The following is a 16,658-nucleotide window of genomic DNA, read 5'->3' as shown; positions in this document are numbered from 1 at the left end:
GGTCGCAGGATCTGAGTGTGCGACACTGGGATCAAGCGCACAGCACGGGTCTTGTGACGTGACGCCCGAGGATCTTGTGGTGCGGGTGGAGGTGTGCAAGACCGGGCTGCTCGAACCCAACTGCAAGGTGTATCCCTCCGGCACTGCCAAGCCAACCGGCATTCTGCATCAGTACGGTGAAGATGACCGCATGCGCTTCGGGCTGCTGACGGGCAGCAATGACAACAATCTGCAGGGAGGCATCCTGCGCAAGAATGTCGAATCCTTTGCCAATGAAGTAAACCCGGTTACGGGGCAGTTTTCCGGCACATCGGGCATCGTGAGCACGCTGGATGCGCTGCGGATTGTTAACTTTATATACAAGAACAATCAAGGCAAAGACGTATGGTATTACAAATGTGGATGGAGCTGGGTGACCAAGCCCCTGGAAAACGGCTATTGCAATATGTGGGGCAACCCCGTTGCGGAAATGATGTATGAAGCCCTGCGTTATTTTGCGGGCAAGAAAACGCCCACCGCCGATTTTGTGGCAGGTACCCGGCCACTGGACAAGAGTCTGGGTTTGCCGGATCTCTCGGACACGTGGATCGATCCCTATGATACCCGGGCCGGAGGCTATCCCCATTGTGCCAAGCCCTTCCAGATTGTGATCAGCGACATCAATCCTTCCTATGATTCCGACCGTGTTCCGGGGAGTGCGTTTAAAGATTCTTCCGGTGTATTTTTTACCGGCGACATGCCTGCGAGCCTTGATGTTAAAAAACTGGGTGACGACATTACTCAACATGAGCCCGATGTACCGGGCAAGCACTTTATCGGCGAGAGCAAACTGTCCAGCGGCGTATCCGAGAAAGACAGCACCCCTTCGCCCAAGCAGGTGGACAGCCTTGGCCGCATCCGGGGACTGGCTCCCGAAGAACCCACCAAGATGGGCAGCTATTATGCCGCCAGTCTGGCCTACTGGGGCTTCATGAATGATGTGCATCAGGGGGCAGCCGGAACCCAGAACGTGCAGACCTTTGCCGTGGCGCTGTCGTCCCCGTTGCCAACGATCAAGATTCCTTTGAGAAACGGACGCTTTGTGACACTGGTACCCTTTGCGAAATCGGTCGGTACAACCAAGAACCGGACAACCACACCGTATACGGAGAATGAACCGACAAACCAGATTGTGGACTTCTATGTGGAATCCCTGTCCGCAACCTCCGGCTCCTTCCTGATCAACTTTGAAGACGTGGAAGAGGGGGGGACCATGACATGGATGCCATTGCCAGATATAGCTATACCCTGACCTCTGATGACAAGGTGGAGGTGAAGGTCGAATCGTTGTACGCCGCAGGCAGCATCGACCAGCATATGGGGTATGTCATTTCCGGTACGAGCCGGGATGGCATCTATCTGGTGGTCAAGGATAGAAACGGTGGAGATATCAAATACTTCCTCGATACACCTGCGGGTGTCTGGGCCGGGGAGGACCGGGGCGAGAGCTTGCTTGGGCTGACGGATACCCGTACCTTTGCCCCCGGCTTCACCACCGGCGCCACGCTGCTGAAGAATCCGCTGTGGTATGCGGCCAAGTGGGGCGGTTTTCAGGACGAGAACAAGAACGGTATTCCGGAGGCTGCCGAGTGGGATGCGGATGGTGACGGCAATCCGGACAATTACTTCCCGGTGACCAATGCCCTGAACCTGGGACCGCAGCTTGAGAAAGCCTTTGACGAGATTCTGGCCCGGGGCGGTTCTTCGGCGTCCGTGACCGTGAATGCGGGCGAACTGACAACCGGATCGCTGCTTTTCCGTGCACTCTTTGATGCCGCCAACTGGACGGGGCAGCTCAAGGCGTTCCCGGTCAAGGCCGACGGTTCTCTGGATGCGGCCATCTGGGATGCGGCAGACAAGATTGATGCCCAGTTCCGTGACAAGCCGGCCAGCCGGAATGTCATCACACAGCGCCTGGACAACGAAAAAGGCGTGTCCTTTGCATGGCCTTCGGATCCGGCGTCACCCCTGACCACGGAACCGGACGCGGCCCTTGCCGCAAAGCTGGTCACGGGCGTGACCTCCGGCAGCGACGCCTATGGGAAGGCCCTGGTGGCGTATTTCCGCGGCGACACCTCCGAAGAGTCCGGTCAGAACGGTGCCACCTATCTGTTCCGCGAGCGGGCCAGTCTCCTGGGTGACATTGTCCACAGTGACCCGCTGTTTGTCGGCGCGCCGGCGTTCTTTTATCCGGATGTCTGGCCAGCCGGTTCACCCGAGAATCAGTCGGACGCAGAGACGTACAGCGCTTATCAGGCGGCCGTCAAGGATCGCACGCCCATGCTCTATTTCGGCGCCAACGATGGCATGCTGCATGCCGTGGCGGCAACGGCGGACGCCACGGGCGGGCAGGAGCGCCTGGCCTTTGTACCGCCCACGGTCTTTGACCGGTTGCAGGATCTGGCCAGGCCGGGGTATCAGCACCAGTATTTCGTGGATGGCAAGGTCACTTACGGCGATGCCTTCTTCACTGCGGACAAGAAGTGGCACACGCTGCTGGTGGCCGGCCTGGGCAAAGGGGGGCAGGTGTTCTACGGGCTCGACATCAGTGATCCGGATGGTCTGGATCGCTCTGATCTGGCCTTTTCCGAAGCCAATGCGGGCAAACTGGTGAAATGGCGCTTTGATGACAGTGACGATCCGGACATGGGCTACAGCTATGGCGAGGCGTCCGTGGTTCGCCTGCACAACGGCAAGTGGGCTGTCGTGTTCGGCAACGGATACAACAATACGGCGCCGGACGACCATGTGAGCAGTACCGGCAATGCGGTGCTGTATGTTATGGAGGCGGAAACCGGCAAGCTGATCCGCAAGTTCGACACCGGGCAGGGCATGTCCGCGGATCCGCTGGGGGCAAGCCGCCCCAACGGCCTGGCGGCCCCGATGGTGGTGGATACGGACGGCGACATGATTGCCGATGCCATCTATGCGGGGGACCTGTTCGGCAATCTCTGGAAGGTGGATGTGTCCTCGGCGGATGAAAAGGACTGGGATTTTGCGTACAAGTCCTTTGGTCAGCCCGCCCCGCTGTTCGTGGCAAAGGATGCCTCGGGTACGCGTCAGCCCGTTACTTCCCGTGTCCGCGTGGGACGCCATCCCAACACGCCAACGGGTTCGGATGTACTGGTGTTCTTCGGAACCGGCAAGTATCTGGAAACCGATGACAAGGATGTGAGCCTGACCGGGCAGCCGCAAACATTCTACGCTGTGTGGGACAACGGTTCCGATACCGTGACACGCAATGAATTGCTTCAGCAGGAGATTGATAAAGCGCTCACCGTTTCCGGGCGGCCATACCGGATCGTCACTGAGAACCCGATAGACTGGAATGTCCACAAGGGCTGGTATCTGGATCTGGGGACTCGGGTGCCGAGAAGGGCGAGCGGGTGATTCATGCGCCGGTTCTGCGCCATGGCCGGGTTATCTTCACCACCCTGATTCCTTCCGGCGATGTCTGCGAAGCCGGAGGCAGTGGCTGGGTCATGGAGCTTGATGCCGCGACCGGCGGTCGTCTGGATTACACCCCGGTGGATACCAATGACGACAACCTCTTCAACCCGGAGGATCTGGTGGATATTGACGGGGATGGCAAGGGTGACGTGTACGTCAGCGGATTCCAGCCCAAGGATGGCGGTATTCCCACACCGCCGGCCATGCTGGAGGATCCGACAACCTATAACACGGACAACCCGCGTGAGTTCAAGTACACCGGCACGTCGAAGGGTGGCGTGGACCTGATCACGGAGAAGAACAATCCCTGGTCCAACACCCGTTACTCCTGGCGGGAGGTGCATTGATGACCGGTCGGGTGCGCGGTTTTACGCTCGTCGAGCTCATGGTCGTGCTCGTCATTGCGGGCATTCTGGCGGCTATTGCCGTCCCCATGTATACCGGGTATGTGCGCCGGGCTCATCGTGCGGAGGCTCAATCTGCCTTGCTGGAACTGGCGCGCGCGCTCGAGGCATACCGCTCCCGGACGCTGAGCTATGCGGACAGTGCCCAGAGCGGCCCGCCCGGGCCGCCGAAAAACGAGGTGTTTGGCTTCAGCAAGGTACCCCGCGACAGCAGCGCCACGACCTGGTATGAGCTTCAGATCACGGTGGCGGACAAATCATCGTTCGAGATACGGGCCATCCCCCAGGGCGCTCAGGCGGGCGATCCCTGTGGCACGCTGATTCTGGATCATACGGGTTTCAGGCGGGCGACTGGTACGGGCGACTGCTGGTAACCCATGGCGACCTGACAGCCGCCCGAAAACCCGTCATGGCATCACTGAATGCATCCCGGTGGAACTGATGGGACCTCATGGAAGCCATCGCCATCCACATCCAGGCTGGCCCGGACCCGGGCCTGCAGCGTGAAGGACAGCTGTCTCACACTGCGCCGCTGATGGCGGGTGCACCAGGTGAAGGAGCCCGGATTGCCATGTGTCAGTCCCTGTGGCGTCCATGAGAAATAAGTACGCCCGGCCGGGCGTACCACGAGGTCGGTCAGGTCGTCCGGTGGTGACCAGCGGCGGATGATCCGGTCGCTCCCGTCCACTTCCCGGTTGAGGTTGGCATCGGTGAACAGCAGCCAGTCCTTGCGCCAGTCCGAACCGCAGCGCAGGCCGTCAGCGGACGGGCAGAGGGTGGTGAAGGTGTTGTGCGTGACCGCCGTGTGGCGGGCATCATTGAGCAGTTGATACAGCTCGGTCTGAATGGCGCTGGCCTGATTGCCGGCGATGAAGTGCCGCCAGTCCGGCAGGCCCCATGCCAGGGTCACGGCCAGTATGACCAGCGTGACCAGCAGTTCCACAAGGGTCAGTCCCCGTTCCATGGTCTCTCCTGTTTGATCTGTTCGTCCTGAACGTGGCAGTATTGTGCCCGGCAAGGAACCGGTTTGACAAGTGAGGTGGGCATGCGAGTGGTGATCGTGGGCGGCGGCGTCATGGGCATGATGCTGGCCCGGGAGCTGGGAATGCAGGGGGTTCAGGTCATCCTGACGGAGCGCCGGGCTTGCGGACGCGAGGCCAGCTGGGCGGGCGGCGGTATCGTGTCGCCGCTCTATCCCTGGCGCTACCGGCCGGCGGTGACGGCCCTGTCACGCTGGTCTCAGTATTTCTATCCCAATCTGGTCCAGACACTGGAAGCCGAGACCGGGATTGATGCGGAGATTTCTCACCATGGCCTGCTCATGGTCTCCGTTCACGACCGGGAGGCTGCCCTGAGCTGGGCCCGGGCCGAATCCTACCGGATGGATGAGGTTCCGGCGTCCGGACTGAAGCAGATCGAACCGGCGTTGGCAGATACCTTCACGGAGGCGCTCTGGATGCCTCAGGTGGCCAGCGTCCGCAATCCCAGGCTGTGTCGTGCGCTGCGTGCCAGCCTCGATCATCTGCAAACCGTTACCGTGCTTGACATGAATGGTGTGGCGAGGCTGGAAAGATCCGGGGACCGGGTTCAGGGTGTCTGGACTGAAGACGGGACCCTGATCGAGGCTGACCGGGTGGTGCTCTGTGCCGGGGCCTGGACGTCCGGTCTGCTGGCGCCCCTGGGTGTGACCCTGCCCGTGGTGCCGGTCAAGGGGCAGATGGTTGCCTTCCAGGCTGAACCGGGACAGGTCCGCACGATTGTGCTGGCTGACGGCAAGTATGTGATTCCGCGCCGGGATGGACTGGTGGTGGCAGGGAGCACGCTGGAACATGCGGGTTTTGACAAGTCGACCACCGACGACGCACTGGATCAGTTGACCGCGGCGGCGCTGCGCATGATCCCGGCACTGGCAGGTTGCCCGGTGGTGGCGCGATGGGCGGGTCTGCGCCCCGGATCACCGGACGGCATCCCGTTTATCGGCCCGGTGCCCGGCGTGGACGGGCTGTATGTCAATGCCGGACAGTACCGCAACGGGCTGGTGACCGCACCGGCCAGCGTGGCCCTGATGGCTTCTCTGCTGCTGGGGGCGGAAGCGCCGGTGGATCCGTCACCGTACCGGCTGGAGGGACGTCTTGCCCCGGCGGAATTGGAAGAGGCCTGAGGGCCTCACTCCATGCCCAGCTTCTTGAGGCGGTAGCGCAGGGCTCGAAAGCTGATTCCCAGCTTTTTGGCTGCGGCGGTCTTGTTCCAGCGCGTCTCTTCCAGCGCTTTCTCGATGGCCTGTTTCTCGATGGATTCCAGAAAATCCTCGAGATTGAGGTTGACGGGAATTTCCGGTGTGGCACCGAGTACCTGGCTGTGTCCGGAGTCGTCCGTTGCCGTGCCGGCAGGAGCAGGTTCCAGCGCCAGGTCGTCCGGGCCGATTTCTTCGCCTTCGCAGAGCGTGAAGGCGCGTTCGAGGATGTTCTCCAGTTCGCGCACGTTGCCCGGGAAGCTGTAGGCGAGCAGTTTGTCCAGGGCAGCTTGGGAAATGCCCATGGGCGGCAGGTCGCACTCGGCGGACAGTTTGTCCAGAATGTGGCGTGCCAGCAGGGGGATGTCTTCCTTGCGTTCGCGCAGCGGCGGTACCTTCAGCTCAATCACGTTGATGCGGTAGAACAGATCCTGGCGGAAACGTCCCTCGGCCACTTCGTTCTGCAGATTCTTGTGAGTGGCGGCGAGAATCCGCACATCCACGGGATATTCCTGCTCATCACCCACCGGGCGGACGGCCTTTTCCTGAATGGCGCGCAGGAGCTTGACCTGCATGGGCAGCGGCAGATCGGCCACTTCATCCAGAAACAGGGTACCGCCATTGGCAGCCTGAAAGAGGCCGGTCTTGTTGTCCGTGGCCCCGGTGAAGGCGCCCTTGCGGTGGCCGAAGAATTCGCTTTCCATCAGTTCGGAAGGAATGGCACCGCAGTTGACAGGGATGAACGGCCCGTCCGCACGCGGGCCCTGACTGTGAATCATGCGGGCAACCAGCTCCTTGCCACTGCCCGATTCCCCGCTGATGTAGATGGGGGCCTGACTCCGTGCCAGCTTGCGGATCTGGCGGCGCAGGGTGGACATGGCCGGCGAGGTGCCCAGCAGCTCGCGCTTGAGGTCCCGGTTATCCGTCTTGCCTGCACTCAGCTTGAGCGCGGTGGTGACCAGTTCGCGCAGGCGCGACAGCTCGACCGGCTTGGACACGAAGTCGAAGGCGCCGGCCTTGAGTGCGGCAATCGCCGCGTCCACACTGCCATAGGCGGTGATCACGGCAACCGGCGTGTTGGGATGGTGTTTCTGGATGTGGCGCACCAGATCGATGCCGTTGCCGTCGGGCAGATTCATGTCGGTCAGGCACAGGTCAAAGGTGTGCGTATCCAGAGCGTCCCGTGCAGCCCGGAGGTTTTCTGCGGTTTGCGTCTGATGCCCCATGCGGATCAGGGTGATTTCGAGCAGGTCGCGGATATCCGGTTCGTCGTCAACAATCAGGATGTTCTGGGCCATGAGGATCTCACTGAATAATCATGCGCTGGGTATGGGCAAAGGTGATCCGAAAGCACGCACCCTTTTCGCGTGGCAGGAAATCCAGCTGGGCCTGATTGGCTTCACACAGCTCCCTTGAAATGTAGAGCCCAAGTCCCGTGCCTTGCTTGTCCGTGGTAAAAAAGGGTTCAAATACATGTTGGGCCTGATCTTCGCCGATTCCGGGGCCAATATCAATCACGTCAATGTAAACCTGCCCGGAAGGCGAGAGCGAGCCTGCCTCCACATACACCAGCGGCTGCCCGGATGCCGCACGGCTGTAGCGCAGGCCGTTGCTGACCAGGTTGGTGAGCACCTGATGCAACTGTCCCGAGTCGAAATAGACCACCGGGTTGTCACAGTGAATGTGAATGCGGATATCCGCCTCGATGGCCCCGTGAGCAGTGAAATCATCGCGGAAACGCGCCAGCCACTCTTCCAGCCGGATTTCTTCCGGAACCGCCGCGCCGCGCCGCGACAGCTTCAGCACGTTTTCGATGAGGCCGTTCATGCGCTGGCAGTGACGATGAATGATATCCAGCATGCGCTGGTCCGCCTCGGAAAGGGTGTCCGATTCGCTCATCAGCTGGGCCGCATGGCTGATGGCCCCGAGCGGGTTGCGGATTTCGTGGGCAATGCCGGCGGTCAGCCGGCCCAGAGACGCCAGCTTGAGCTGCTGAGCCTGCTGCGCCACCTTGCCGGTATCTTCCAGGAAAATGAGGATTTCATCGTCATTGCTGTGCTGCAGTTCGGCGAAGTTGGCCTGGATGGGGGCATGCAGGGGCGAGCCGCGAAAGGGGGACGTGCGACGGAAAGGGTTGGTGCGCCACTGATTGAGGCGTTCGGTCAGGGCATCCGGGATACGGAGCAGGGGCGCACGCTCGTCTTCGCCGAGAAGATTCTTGGCGGCCGTGTTGGCGAGGCGGACGGAACCGTCCGGATTGGCGACGATGATGCCGGTGCGCATGCGCTGAATGATCTGCTCGTTGAGCTTCTGGAGATCCAGAATGTGCCGGGCGCGCTGGCGGGCGAGATCCTCGCTCGTCTGGATGCGCAGCGCCAGGGTGCGCATGAGAAAAGCCACGGCAAAGGCGGCGATGCCGAGCAGGCCGGCCCGGAACAGGCTGTCCAGCGAGGCATCGTCCCGGATGATCTGGGCCAGCTGGATGGCCATGAAGGCCAGGGAGGCTGCAGCGGCCCAGAAGGCCCACAGATGTCCCCGGAGCAGGATGGTGCCAGCCGCCACGGCGATCAGCATCAGGTTGGTCAGGGCACTGCCCAGGCCCCCACCGTAAAACAGCATGCTGCTGATGAGCAGCATTTCGATGGCCAGCGAGAGGATGACGTGCCGTCGTGCCAGGGTCTGGCCCGCCAGCATGATCAGCCCGGTAAACAGATGGACGCAGAAATAGGCCACCACCAGGTAGCGATAGACGGAATAACTGGCCTGGACGCCACTGGCGGGTGTCTGGGCCAGGAACAGGCTGGCGAGCAGGATCAGTCCCACCACGATGCGGTAATGGTTGTAGATCCGGATCAGCCGGTTGTCCGTGTCCGCTCCCGTGTTGGGGGCTGTTGTGACAGTCATGTTGTGCGTGCGCCTCGGCAGGGTCACGTTCATCGGATAAAACCAGTATAATGCCTGCCTTCATCCTGGAGCTCAAATGCTGCGTAACGAGGCTGCTATGACACAATCACGGCGCTGGGTGCTGGCCCAGCTGGATTTTCTGGTGGGAGACATTCCCGGCAATGCGGAGCGTATTCTGCAGGCAGCGGATCGTGCCTGTCACCAGTTGGGTGCCGAGCTGATCATCTTTCCCGAGCTGGCGCTCACCGGTTATCCGCCGGAAGACCTGTTATTGCGGCCGAGCCTGAAAAAGCGGGTGGATCGCGCACTCAGCCAGCTGATGGCAACCCTGCCGGAGATTGACGTGATTCTGGGCTATCCGGAAGTGGAAGACGGCGTGGTCCATAACGTCAGCGCACTGATCAGCGGTGGACGCATTCAGGCCCGTTATCGCAAGAAACAGCTGCCCAACTATCAGGTTTTTGACGAGAAGCGTTATTTCGCCCCCGGCCACGAAACCGTGGTCGTGGACTGGAAGGGTCTGAAGCTGGGGCTCACGGTCTGCGAGGATATCTGGGCACAGGAGCCCGTGCGTTCTGCCGCGCTCGCCGGCGCCGATGTGGTCATCAACATCAATGCCTCACCTTTCCATGTGGGCAAGCAACAGGAACGCCTGAACGTGGTCCGGCAGCGGGTTGAAGAAAATCGGGTGCCAGTGGTGTACGTCAACATGGTGGGGGGGCAGGACGAGCTGGTTTTCGACGGGGGATCCTTTGCCGTGGATGCGGATGGCCGGCTGGGTGCCATGGCGTCGCAGTTTCATGAAGAGCTGGTGCTTTTGCATGTGCAGACCGATGAACAGGGCATGCTGCGCTTCAGGGGCGACATCCATCAGCAGATGGACGAGGATGAATCCATTTATCAGGCGCTGGTGACCGGCGTGCGGGATTACGTCAACAAGAACCGTTTCCCGTCGGTGGTGCTGGGCCTGTCAGGCGGCATTGACAGCGCGCTGACACTGGCCGTTGCCGTGGATGCGCTGGGCGCACATCGTGTCCGGGCGGTGATGATGCCCTTCCGCTATACCTCGCAGATGAGTCTGGAGGATGCGGAGAAGGAGGCACGCACGCTGGGTGTGCGTTATGACGTCATCCCCATTGAGCCCATGTATGACGCATTCATGGATGCACTGACGCCGGTGTTTGACGGCGCCGCACCGGATACCACAGAAGAAAATATCCAGGCGCGTATCCGGGGGGTGCTGCTGATGGCCCTGTCCAACAAGACCGGAGCGCTGGTGCTCACGACGGGCAACAAGAGCGAGATGGCTGTGGGTTACTCGACCCTCTACGGCGACATGGCCGGCGGTTTCGATGTGCTCAAGGATGTCTACAAGACCCGGGTCTACCGGCTCGCCCGCTTCCGCAATTCGGACGGGGAGGTGATTCCGGAGCGGGTGATTGTGCGGCCGCCGTCAGCAGAGCTGCGGCCGGATCAGAAGGATCAGGACAGCCTGCCCGATTATGGCGAACTGGATGCCATACTGGAGCGCTACATCGAGCATGATGACAGCGCCGAGGATATCATCGCCGCCGGCTTCAGTCCGGAAACGGTGCACCGCGTGCTGCGCCTGGTGGATATCAACGAGTACAAGCGTCGTCAGGCACCCATTGGCGTGCGGATCACGGCCAGGGGCTTCGGGCGCGACCGCCGCTATCCGATCACCTCAGGCTGGGCGCTGGGGGACTGACGGGGGCTCGCCCGGTCACTCCGACCAGGGCGAGGTGCTGATGATGGAGAGCAGGCTGCGTCGGGGGGCTTGATCTCTCCGCCGCGGAAGCTGAGGTCGGCATTCAGCGACCGGTGGTTGGGGAAGTTGCCCGCAAGCACGGCCAGTGCATCCGTTGCCTGCTCCTCCATGCCGAGCTTTCTGTAACACTCCACCATGATGGCCAGTGCATCCGGTACCGCAGGTGTGCCCGGGAAGTGCTCCACGACATACTTCCCACGCTCCGCTGCGGCCAGGAAGGCTTCGCGGCGGATATAGTAGCGAGCGGCAGCAAGCTCGTACGCTGCCATCCGGTTCTTGATGTATTGCATGCGCTGACGGGCATCGGGTGCATAGGCGCTTTTCGGAAAGCGGGTCACCAGTTCCGAGAAGAGGGTAAAGGCTTCCCTTGCACTGCCGGGATCCCGCCTGGACACGTCAACCGGGAAGATGCGCTGACCGAGCGAGACATTCTCGTAATAGGCGGCCAGGCCCTTCACGTAATAGGCGTAATCCACGTGCGGGCTGTCCGGGTGCAGGCGGATGAAACGATCCGCGGCCAGCGACGCACCGGGCAGATCCAGGGAATTGTACTTGGCGTAAATCAGATCCAGTTGAGCCTGTTCCGCATAGCGGCCGAAGGGATGGTAGGTTTCCAGAGCCTCCAGATACCTGGCAGCTTCCAGAAAGTTCCGGGTATCCATGGCCGTCTTGGCCTTTTCGTAATATTCACGATCCGAAAGGATCTTTTCTTCCTGGCTGGCACAGCCACCCAGAACCAGAAGTCCGGTGAGCCATAACAGGAGTAAGGGGTGTCTGGACATAAACGCTTTTTTTTCCGCTTTGGTGTATGCTGGACGCAAATCCGGGGCTGGGTATTATTCCACAGAATCACGGTACAAATCATCTGATCTGGCATACGCATGACTGAAACTTTGGTAACTGAATTCATTGTTCCGGCGGAGCTGGGCGAGCAGCGGCTGGACCGCGTGCTGACCGAGCTGCTGGAGGGCTACTCCCGTTCGCAGATCCAGAGCTGGATCCGCGCCGGGGACATTACGCTCAATGGCCGGGTGCCGCGGCCCCGGGACAAGGTGGTGGAAGGTGACCGGCTGAAGTTGGATGTCACCCTCCCCGAACAGGGTGACTGGGCACCGGAACCCATGGCGCTGGAGGTGTTGCATGAAGATGAGCACATCCTGGTCATCAACAAGCCGGCAGGGCTGGTGGTTCATCCCGCGCCGGGTCACATGCGCGGCACCCTGGTAAACGCGGTGCTGGCGCATCACCCGGGCGCATCACGACTGCCCCGGGCCGGTATTGTTCATCGCCTCGACAAGGATACGTCCGGGGTCATGGTGGTGGCCAAGAGTCTGATTGCCCACGCGTCCCTGGTGGCGCAACTGCAGGATCGGACCATGGGACGGGAGTATGTGGCGGTTGTCCATGGTGAAATGACCGGCGGCGGGCAGGTGGATGCGCCCATCGGCCGTCATCCGCAGCAGCGGACACGCATGGCGGTGGTGCCGGATGGCAAGCCGGCGGTGACCCATTACCGGATTGCCGAGCGCTATGCGGGGTTTACCCGGGTGGACTGTCAGCTGGAAAGTGGTCGTACCCATCAGATTCGCGTCCACCTGAGCCACATCGGCTACCCGCTGGTGGGCGACAGCCTTTACGCTGGCCGGCCCCGGTTGCCCAAAGGCGCAACGCCGGAACTGCTTGACATGCTGGGTCAGTTTCGTCGTCAGGCGCTGCATGCCCACTGGCTGCATCTGGACCACCCCGAAACCGGGGAGCCGCTGGAATTTCAGGCGCCGGTTCCGGAAGATCTGGAACAGCTCTGCGAGGCACTTCGGACCTGGACGGCAGCGCAACATGCAGATCATTGAAGCAGACTGGCCCGCGCCTGCCGGCGTGCGAGCCCTGACCACCACGGTAGCCGGAGGTGTCAGTCAGGGCCCCTGGGCGAGCCTGAATCTGGGGACCCACGTGGGGGATGACCCGGACGCGGTGGCCGAGAACCGTCGCCGACTGGCCGCTTGGGCGGGGCTATCGCCTTCTGCTTTCGGCTGGCTCAATCAGGTGCACGGCACCGCTGTGGCGGATCTCGACAGGCTTCCGCCGGGTGTGATTCCGGATGCGGACGCTGCGGTGACGGGACAGCCCGGGCGGGTGGCCGTCGTGATGACGGCCGATTGTCTGCCGGTGCTGTTCTGTACGGCGGATGGCCGGCATGTGGCCGCAGCCCATGCGGGCTGGCGCGGACTGGTGTCGGGTGTACTGGAGGCCACACTGGATGCGCTGGCCGGGAAAGGTGCGGTCCGGTCATCGGTTCTGGCCTGGCTGGGGCCGGCGATTGGCCCGGAGGCCTTCGAGGTGGGCGAGGAAGTGCGCGATGCCTTTCTCCGTGCACAGCCGGAAGCGGAGACAGCGTTCAGTCCCTCACCGGCCGGGCGCTGGCTTGCCGACCTGTATAAGCTGGCACGTCTGCGGTTGCAGCATGCGGGGGTGTCGCAGATCAGCGGCGGGGGTTGGTGTACCTGGTCTGATTCCCGATTCTTCTCTCATCGTCGTCAGGCACCATGCGGGCGAATGGCGACACTGATTTGGCGAAATCAGCCATAAATTCTGCCCGTTTGTCTTGAAGTTACCTCATTTGCCCTCAGATAAAGTGTCAGATTGAGGAAAAACACTTCAGGAGCGGGTATGCGATTCGACAAATTCACCAGCCGTCTGCAGACGGCCCTTTCAGAAGCCCAGTCCCTTGCACTGGGCAAGGATCATCAGTTCATCGAGCCGGTGCACCTGGTCAAGGCACTGATTGACCAGCCGGGCAGCGCCGTGCTCAATCTCATCCGCGAGGCGGGTGGGGACGCTAACCAGTTTGCTGCCAAGGTCAACCAGGCAGTGGAAGCACTGCCTCAGGTTCAGGGGGCTGATGCTGAAGTGCATCTGTCCAACAACCTGGCACGCATGCTGAACCTGGCCGACAAGTTGTCCCAGAAGCGCAACGATCAGTACATCTCCAGCGAGATCGTGCTGCTTGCGGGTATTGAAGACAAGGGGCCGCTTGGCGACATTTTCAAGTCCTGCGGCGTGACGCGTGAGCGTCTGGAGCAGGCCATCGAACAACTCAGAGGAGGCGAAACCGTGCAGGATCAGGGTGCAGAAGAAAATCGCGGGGCACTGGAAAAATACACCATAGACCTGACGGCACGTGCGCAGGAAGGCAAGCTGGACCCGGTGATCGGCCGGGATGATGAGATCCGGCGCACCATTCAGGTTCTGCAGCGCCGTCGCAAGAACAACCCGGTACTGATCGGCGATCCGGGTGTGGGCAAGACCGCCATCGTGGAAGGTCTGGCACAGCGTATTGTCAATGGCGAGGTGCCCGAGGGGCTGAAGGGCAAGCGTGTCCTGTCTCTGGACATGGGCTCCCTGCTGGCCGGCGCCAAGTTCCGCGGTGATTTCGAGGAGCGTCTGAAGGCGTTGCTCAATGAGCTGACGAAACAGGAAGGTCAGATCATCCTGTTCATTGACGAGATTCATACCATGGTCGGTGCCGGCAAGGCCGAAGGCTCCATGGATGCCGGCAACATGCTCAAGCCGGCGCTGGCGCGCGGCGAGCTGCACTGTATCGGTGCCACGACGCTGGACGAGTACCGCGAGTACATTGAAAAGGATGCCGCGCTCGAACGGCGCTTCCAGAAGGTGCTGGTGGATGAGCCGAGCGTGGAAGACACCATCGCCATTCTGCGCGGTCTGAAGGAGCGTTATGAGGTGCACCACGGGGTGGAAATCACCGACAGCGCCATCATCGCGGCGGCCAAGCTGTCTCACCGTTACATCACGGACCGCAAGCTGCCGGACAAGGCCATTGACCTGATCGACGAGGCTGCGGCTCAGATCCGCATGGAGATTGACTCCAAGCCCGAGCCGCTGGATCGTCTGGAGCGGCGTCTGATCCAGCTCAAGATGCAGCGTGAGGCGCTCAAGAAGGAAAGTGACGAAGCCTCCCGCAAGCGCCTGGACGAGCTTGAAAAGCAGATAGCCGAGCTCGAGAAAGAATATGCCGATCTCGAGGAGGTCTGGACTGCCGAGAAGGCGGCGCTCCACGGGACGCAGAGCATCAAGGAGCAGCTGGAACAGGCCCGGATCGAGCTGGAGCATGCGCGGCGTGCCGGCGACCTGGCCCGGATGTCCGAGTTGCAGTATGGCCGGATTCCGGAGCTGGAGAAGCAGCTCGACATGGCCAGCCAGGCTGAAATGATGGAGATGAAGCTCCTGCGCAACCGCGTCACCGAGGAAGAAATTGCCGAGGTGGTGTCCAAGTGGACCGGTATTCCGGTCTCCAAGATGCTCGAAGGCGAGCGCGAGAAACTGTTGCGCATGGAAGAGTTCCTGCACAAGCGGGTCATTGGTCAGGACGAGGCCATCCGGGCGGTCAGCGATGCGATCCGCCGGTCACGGGCCGGACTGTCCGATCCCAACCGTCCGAATGGTTCGTTCATGTTCCTTGGCCCGACGGGTGTGGGCAAGACCGAACTGTGCAAGGCACTGGCCGAGTTCATGTTCGATACGGAAGAGGCCATGGTGCGCATCGACATGTCCGAGTTCATGGAGAAGCACTCCGTGGCCCGGCTGATCGGTGCACCGCCCGGATATGTGGGCTATGAGGAAGGTGGCTACCTGACCGAAGCCGTCCGGCGCCGGCCGTACTCCGTCCTGCTGCTGGATGAGGTGGAAAAGGCGCACCCGGATGTGTTCAACATCCTGCTGCAGGTGCTGGAAGATGGCCGCCTGACGGATGGACAGGGCCGGACCGTGGACTTCCGCAATACGGTGGTGGTCATGACGTCCAACCTGGGCTCCGATCTGATTCAGTCCATGGGCGGCAAGGACGAGGATTACGACAAGATCAAGGCGGCAGTTCTGGAGGTGGTGGGACAACATTTCCGTCCGGAATTCATCAACCGCGTGGACGAGATTGTGGTCTTCCACCCGCTGACTTCGGAGCAGATCCGTGGCATCGCCACCATCCAGCTGGAACGTCTGAATGCTCGCCTGGCCGAGCAGGACATGAAGCTGGAAATGAGCGAAGACGCCATGGCGTTGCTGGCCGAAGCCGGGTTCGACCCGGTGTATGGTGCCCGTCCGCTCAAGCGGGCCATTCAGCAAAGGGTGGAAAACCCGCTGGCCCAGCGCTTGCTCGCAGGGGAATTTGTCCCGGGCGATACCATCGAGGGGTATGTGGAAAATGGCCAGTTGGCCTTCCGCAAGAAAGCCTGAAACGCTGCACTCTCAGGGCGGCCTTGAGCCGCCCTTTTTTTATGTCCGCAACAGGCTGCCGGAAACGATTTCCGGATCGCTGTCCATTGTCAGTTGTCCTGACACTCCGCGTTGACAATATCCTGATAACGTTGCTTGCGTTCGACGATTTCTTCCGGCGTCAGGAAGCGGCTCTTGCCATTGTCCTCAATACGGACGCGCGTGGTGGTATTGAGAATGTCCAGATTCTTGCGTGCCGCCTCGCAGCGCTCCTTGCGCAGTTTTTCCACCTGCGCATTTTCTGCCTGCTGCTGGGCACGGACTTTATCTATTTCCTTCTGAGTATCGGCGTCCCTGTTCCCGGTCTCTGGGGACGACTTCGGTAACGGCGTGTAGCGGGGTTCGGCAATGTCCATTTCCTTGACCGACGTGGCGCTGGCCGGAGGCTGATCCGTGTAGTGCACCACGCCCTGTTCATCCGTCCACTTGTAGACTTTTCCGGCCTGGGCGGTTGTGGTGGCCAGGGCCAGAATGAGCGCGGATGCGCAGAGGGTGTATCTGTTCATGCTCTTCAGTCCATGTGCAAGGGAGTCATGTCGGAATCATAGCG

Annotated in this window: 14 protein-coding genes; 9 read left to right on the top strand and 5 right to left on the bottom strand. The window is 61.2% G+C overall.

Annotated elements, in window-relative coordinates:
• Nucleotides 1–58 precede the first annotated feature (58 nt).
• The 4 genes from AAIA72_RS07935 to AAIA72_RS07920 are packed head-to-tail and all read left to right on the top strand — an operon-like array spanning nt 59 to nt 4,267.
• A complete protein-coding gene (locus tag AAIA72_RS07935) occupies nt 59–1,291 on the top strand; it encodes a hypothetical protein (protein ID WP_369602865.1) in 1,233 nt (410 codons plus the stop codon).
• Nucleotides 1,258–3,429, top strand: coding sequence for a pilus assembly protein (locus tag AAIA72_RS07930; RefSeq protein WP_369602864.1), 2,172 nt, complete (start codon nt 1,258–1,260; stop codon nt 3,427–3,429). The genes AAIA72_RS07935 and AAIA72_RS07930 overlap by 34 nt, the downstream gene beginning before the upstream one ends.
• Nucleotides 3,426–3,836 carry a hypothetical protein gene (locus tag AAIA72_RS07925; RefSeq protein ID WP_369602863.1) on the top strand — a complete coding sequence of 137 codons (411 nt, stop codon included), beginning with the start codon at nt 3,426–3,428 and terminating at the stop codon, nt 3,834–3,836. Before AAIA72_RS07930 ends, AAIA72_RS07925 begins: the two co-directional genes overlap by 4 nt.
• Nucleotides 3,836–4,267, top strand: coding sequence for a type IV pilin protein (locus AAIA72_RS07920; protein WP_369602862.1), 432 nt, complete (start codon nt 3,836–3,838; stop codon nt 4,265–4,267). Before AAIA72_RS07925 ends, AAIA72_RS07920 begins: the two co-directional genes overlap by 1 nt.
• Before the next feature lie 41 nt (nt 4,268–4,308).
• On the opposite strand, the gene AAIA72_RS07915 is transcribed toward AAIA72_RS07920, so the two are convergent.
• On the bottom strand, nt 4,309–4,857 hold the full coding sequence (locus AAIA72_RS07915) for a GspH/FimT family protein (RefSeq protein WP_369602861.1): 549 nt from the start codon (nt 4,855–4,857) through the stop codon (nt 4,309–4,311).
• A gap of 81 nt (nt 4,858–4,938) precedes the next feature.
• Here AAIA72_RS07915 and thiO point away from each other — a divergent pair, with 81 nt between their 5' ends.
• Nucleotides 4,939–6,054 (top strand): glycine oxidase ThiO, encoded by a 1,116-nt coding sequence (thiO, locus tag AAIA72_RS07910; protein ID WP_369602860.1) that lies wholly within the window; start codon nt 4,939–4,941, stop codon nt 6,052–6,054.
• A gap of 5 nt (nt 6,055–6,059) precedes the next feature.
• Here thiO and AAIA72_RS07905 read toward each other — a convergent pair whose 3' ends face one another.
• Together AAIA72_RS07905 and AAIA72_RS07900 are read right to left on the bottom strand one after the other, a co-directional pair.
• On the bottom strand, nt 6,060–7,424 hold the full coding sequence (locus tag AAIA72_RS07905) for a sigma-54-dependent transcriptional regulator (protein WP_369602859.1): 1,365 nt from the start codon (nt 7,422–7,424) through the stop codon (nt 6,060–6,062).
• 7 nt (nt 7,425–7,431) lie between these two features.
• The gene (locus AAIA72_RS07900; RefSeq protein WP_369602858.1) at nt 7,432–9,030 is read right to left on the bottom strand and encodes a PAS domain-containing sensor histidine kinase; all 1,599 of its coding nucleotides are present in this window, start codon (nt 9,028–9,030) and stop codon (nt 7,432–7,434) included.
• Nucleotides 9,031–9,127: 97 nt separating this feature from the next.
• On the opposite strand from AAIA72_RS07900, the gene AAIA72_RS07895 reads away from it, so the two are divergent.
• The gene (locus tag AAIA72_RS07895) at nt 9,128–10,759 is read left to right on the top strand and encodes an NAD+ synthase (RefSeq protein ID WP_369602857.1); all 1,632 of its coding nucleotides are present in this window, start codon (nt 9,128–9,130) and stop codon (nt 10,757–10,759) included.
• On the opposite strand, the gene AAIA72_RS07890 is transcribed toward AAIA72_RS07895, so the two are convergent.
• Nucleotides 10,723–11,601: an outer membrane protein assembly factor BamD gene (locus tag AAIA72_RS07890; protein WP_369602856.1), complete on the bottom strand. Its 879-nt coding sequence runs from the start codon at nt 11,599–11,601 to the stop codon at nt 10,723–10,725. The genes AAIA72_RS07895 and AAIA72_RS07890 overlap by 37 nt on opposite strands.
• Before the next feature lie 99 nt (nt 11,602–11,700).
• Here AAIA72_RS07890 and rluD point away from each other — a divergent pair, with 99 nt between their 5' ends.
• The 3 genes from rluD to clpB all read left to right on the top strand — a co-directional run bounded on the left by rluD (nt 11,701) and on the right by clpB (nt 16,069).
• Entirely contained in the window at nt 11,701–12,669 is a 969-nt protein-coding gene (rluD, locus tag AAIA72_RS07885; RefSeq protein WP_369602855.1) for a 23S rRNA pseudouridine(1911/1915/1917) synthase RluD, read from the top strand.
• Nucleotides 12,656–13,405: a peptidoglycan editing factor PgeF gene (gene pgeF, locus AAIA72_RS07880; protein WP_369602854.1), complete on the top strand. Its 750-nt coding sequence runs from the start codon at nt 12,656–12,658 to the stop codon at nt 13,403–13,405. The genes rluD and pgeF overlap by 14 nt, the downstream gene beginning before the upstream one ends.
• Before the next feature lie 81 nt (nt 13,406–13,486).
• Nucleotides 13,487–16,069 carry an ATP-dependent chaperone ClpB gene (gene clpB / locus AAIA72_RS07875; RefSeq protein ID WP_369602853.1) on the top strand — a complete coding sequence of 861 codons (2,583 nt, stop codon included), beginning with the start codon at nt 13,487–13,489 and terminating at the stop codon, nt 16,067–16,069.
• 89 nt (nt 16,070–16,158) lie between these two features.
• Here clpB and AAIA72_RS07870 read toward each other — a convergent pair whose 3' ends face one another.
• Nucleotides 16,159–16,614, bottom strand: a complete 456-nt coding sequence (locus AAIA72_RS07870; protein ID WP_369602852.1) for a DUF4124 domain-containing protein — start codon at nt 16,612–16,614, stop codon at nt 16,159–16,161.
• Nucleotides 16,615–16,658: the final 44 nt, after the last annotated feature.

Source organism: Thermohahella caldifontis (genome assembly GCF_041153465.1).
Lineage (GTDB): Bacteria > Pseudomonadota > Gammaproteobacteria > Pseudomonadales > Oleiphilaceae > Thermohahella > Thermohahella caldifontis.
The sequence above is the reverse complement of the archived record's forward strand: the minus strand, read 5'-3'. Positions and strand labels throughout refer to the sequence as shown.

What these genes read in the sequence shown, in the direction of transcription:
- AAIA72_RS07930 (WP_369602864.1), top strand. Translation starts at nt 1,258, where the DNA reads ATGGATGCCATTGCCAGATATAGCTATACCCTGACCTCTGATGACAAG.
- AAIA72_RS07920 (WP_369602862.1), top strand. Translation starts at nt 3,836, where the DNA reads ATGACCGGTCGGGTGCGCGGTTTTACGCTCGTCGAGCTCATGGTCGTG.
- AAIA72_RS07915 (WP_369602861.1), bottom strand. Translation starts at nt 4,857, where the DNA reads ATGGAACGGGGACTGACCCTTGTGGAACTGCTGGTCACGCTGGTCATA.
- thiO (WP_369602860.1), top strand. Translation starts at nt 4,939, where the DNA reads ATGCGAGTGGTGATCGTGGGCGGCGGCGTCATGGGCATGATGCTGGCC.
- AAIA72_RS07905 (WP_369602859.1), bottom strand. Translation starts at nt 7,424, where the DNA reads ATGGCCCAGAACATCCTGATTGTTGACGACGAACCGGATATCCGCGAC.
- AAIA72_RS07900 (WP_369602858.1), bottom strand. Translation starts at nt 9,030, where the DNA reads ATGACTGTCACAACAGCCCCCAACACGGGAGCGGACACGGACAACCGG.
- AAIA72_RS07895 (WP_369602857.1), top strand. Translation starts at nt 9,128, where the DNA reads ATGACACAATCACGGCGCTGGGTGCTGGCCCAGCTGGATTTTCTGGTG.
- AAIA72_RS07890 (WP_369602856.1), bottom strand. Translation starts at nt 11,601, where the DNA reads ATGTCCAGACACCCCTTACTCCTGTTATGGCTCACCGGACTTCTGGTT.
- rluD (WP_369602855.1), top strand. Translation starts at nt 11,701, where the DNA reads ATGACTGAAACTTTGGTAACTGAATTCATTGTTCCGGCGGAGCTGGGC.
- pgeF (WP_369602854.1), top strand. Translation starts at nt 12,656, where the DNA reads ATGCAGATCATTGAAGCAGACTGGCCCGCGCCTGCCGGCGTGCGAGCC.
- clpB (WP_369602853.1), top strand. Translation starts at nt 13,487, where the DNA reads ATGCGATTCGACAAATTCACCAGCCGTCTGCAGACGGCCCTTTCAGAA.
- AAIA72_RS07870 (WP_369602852.1), bottom strand. Translation starts at nt 16,614, where the DNA reads ATGAACAGATACACCCTCTGCGCATCCGCGCTCATTCTGGCCCTGGCC.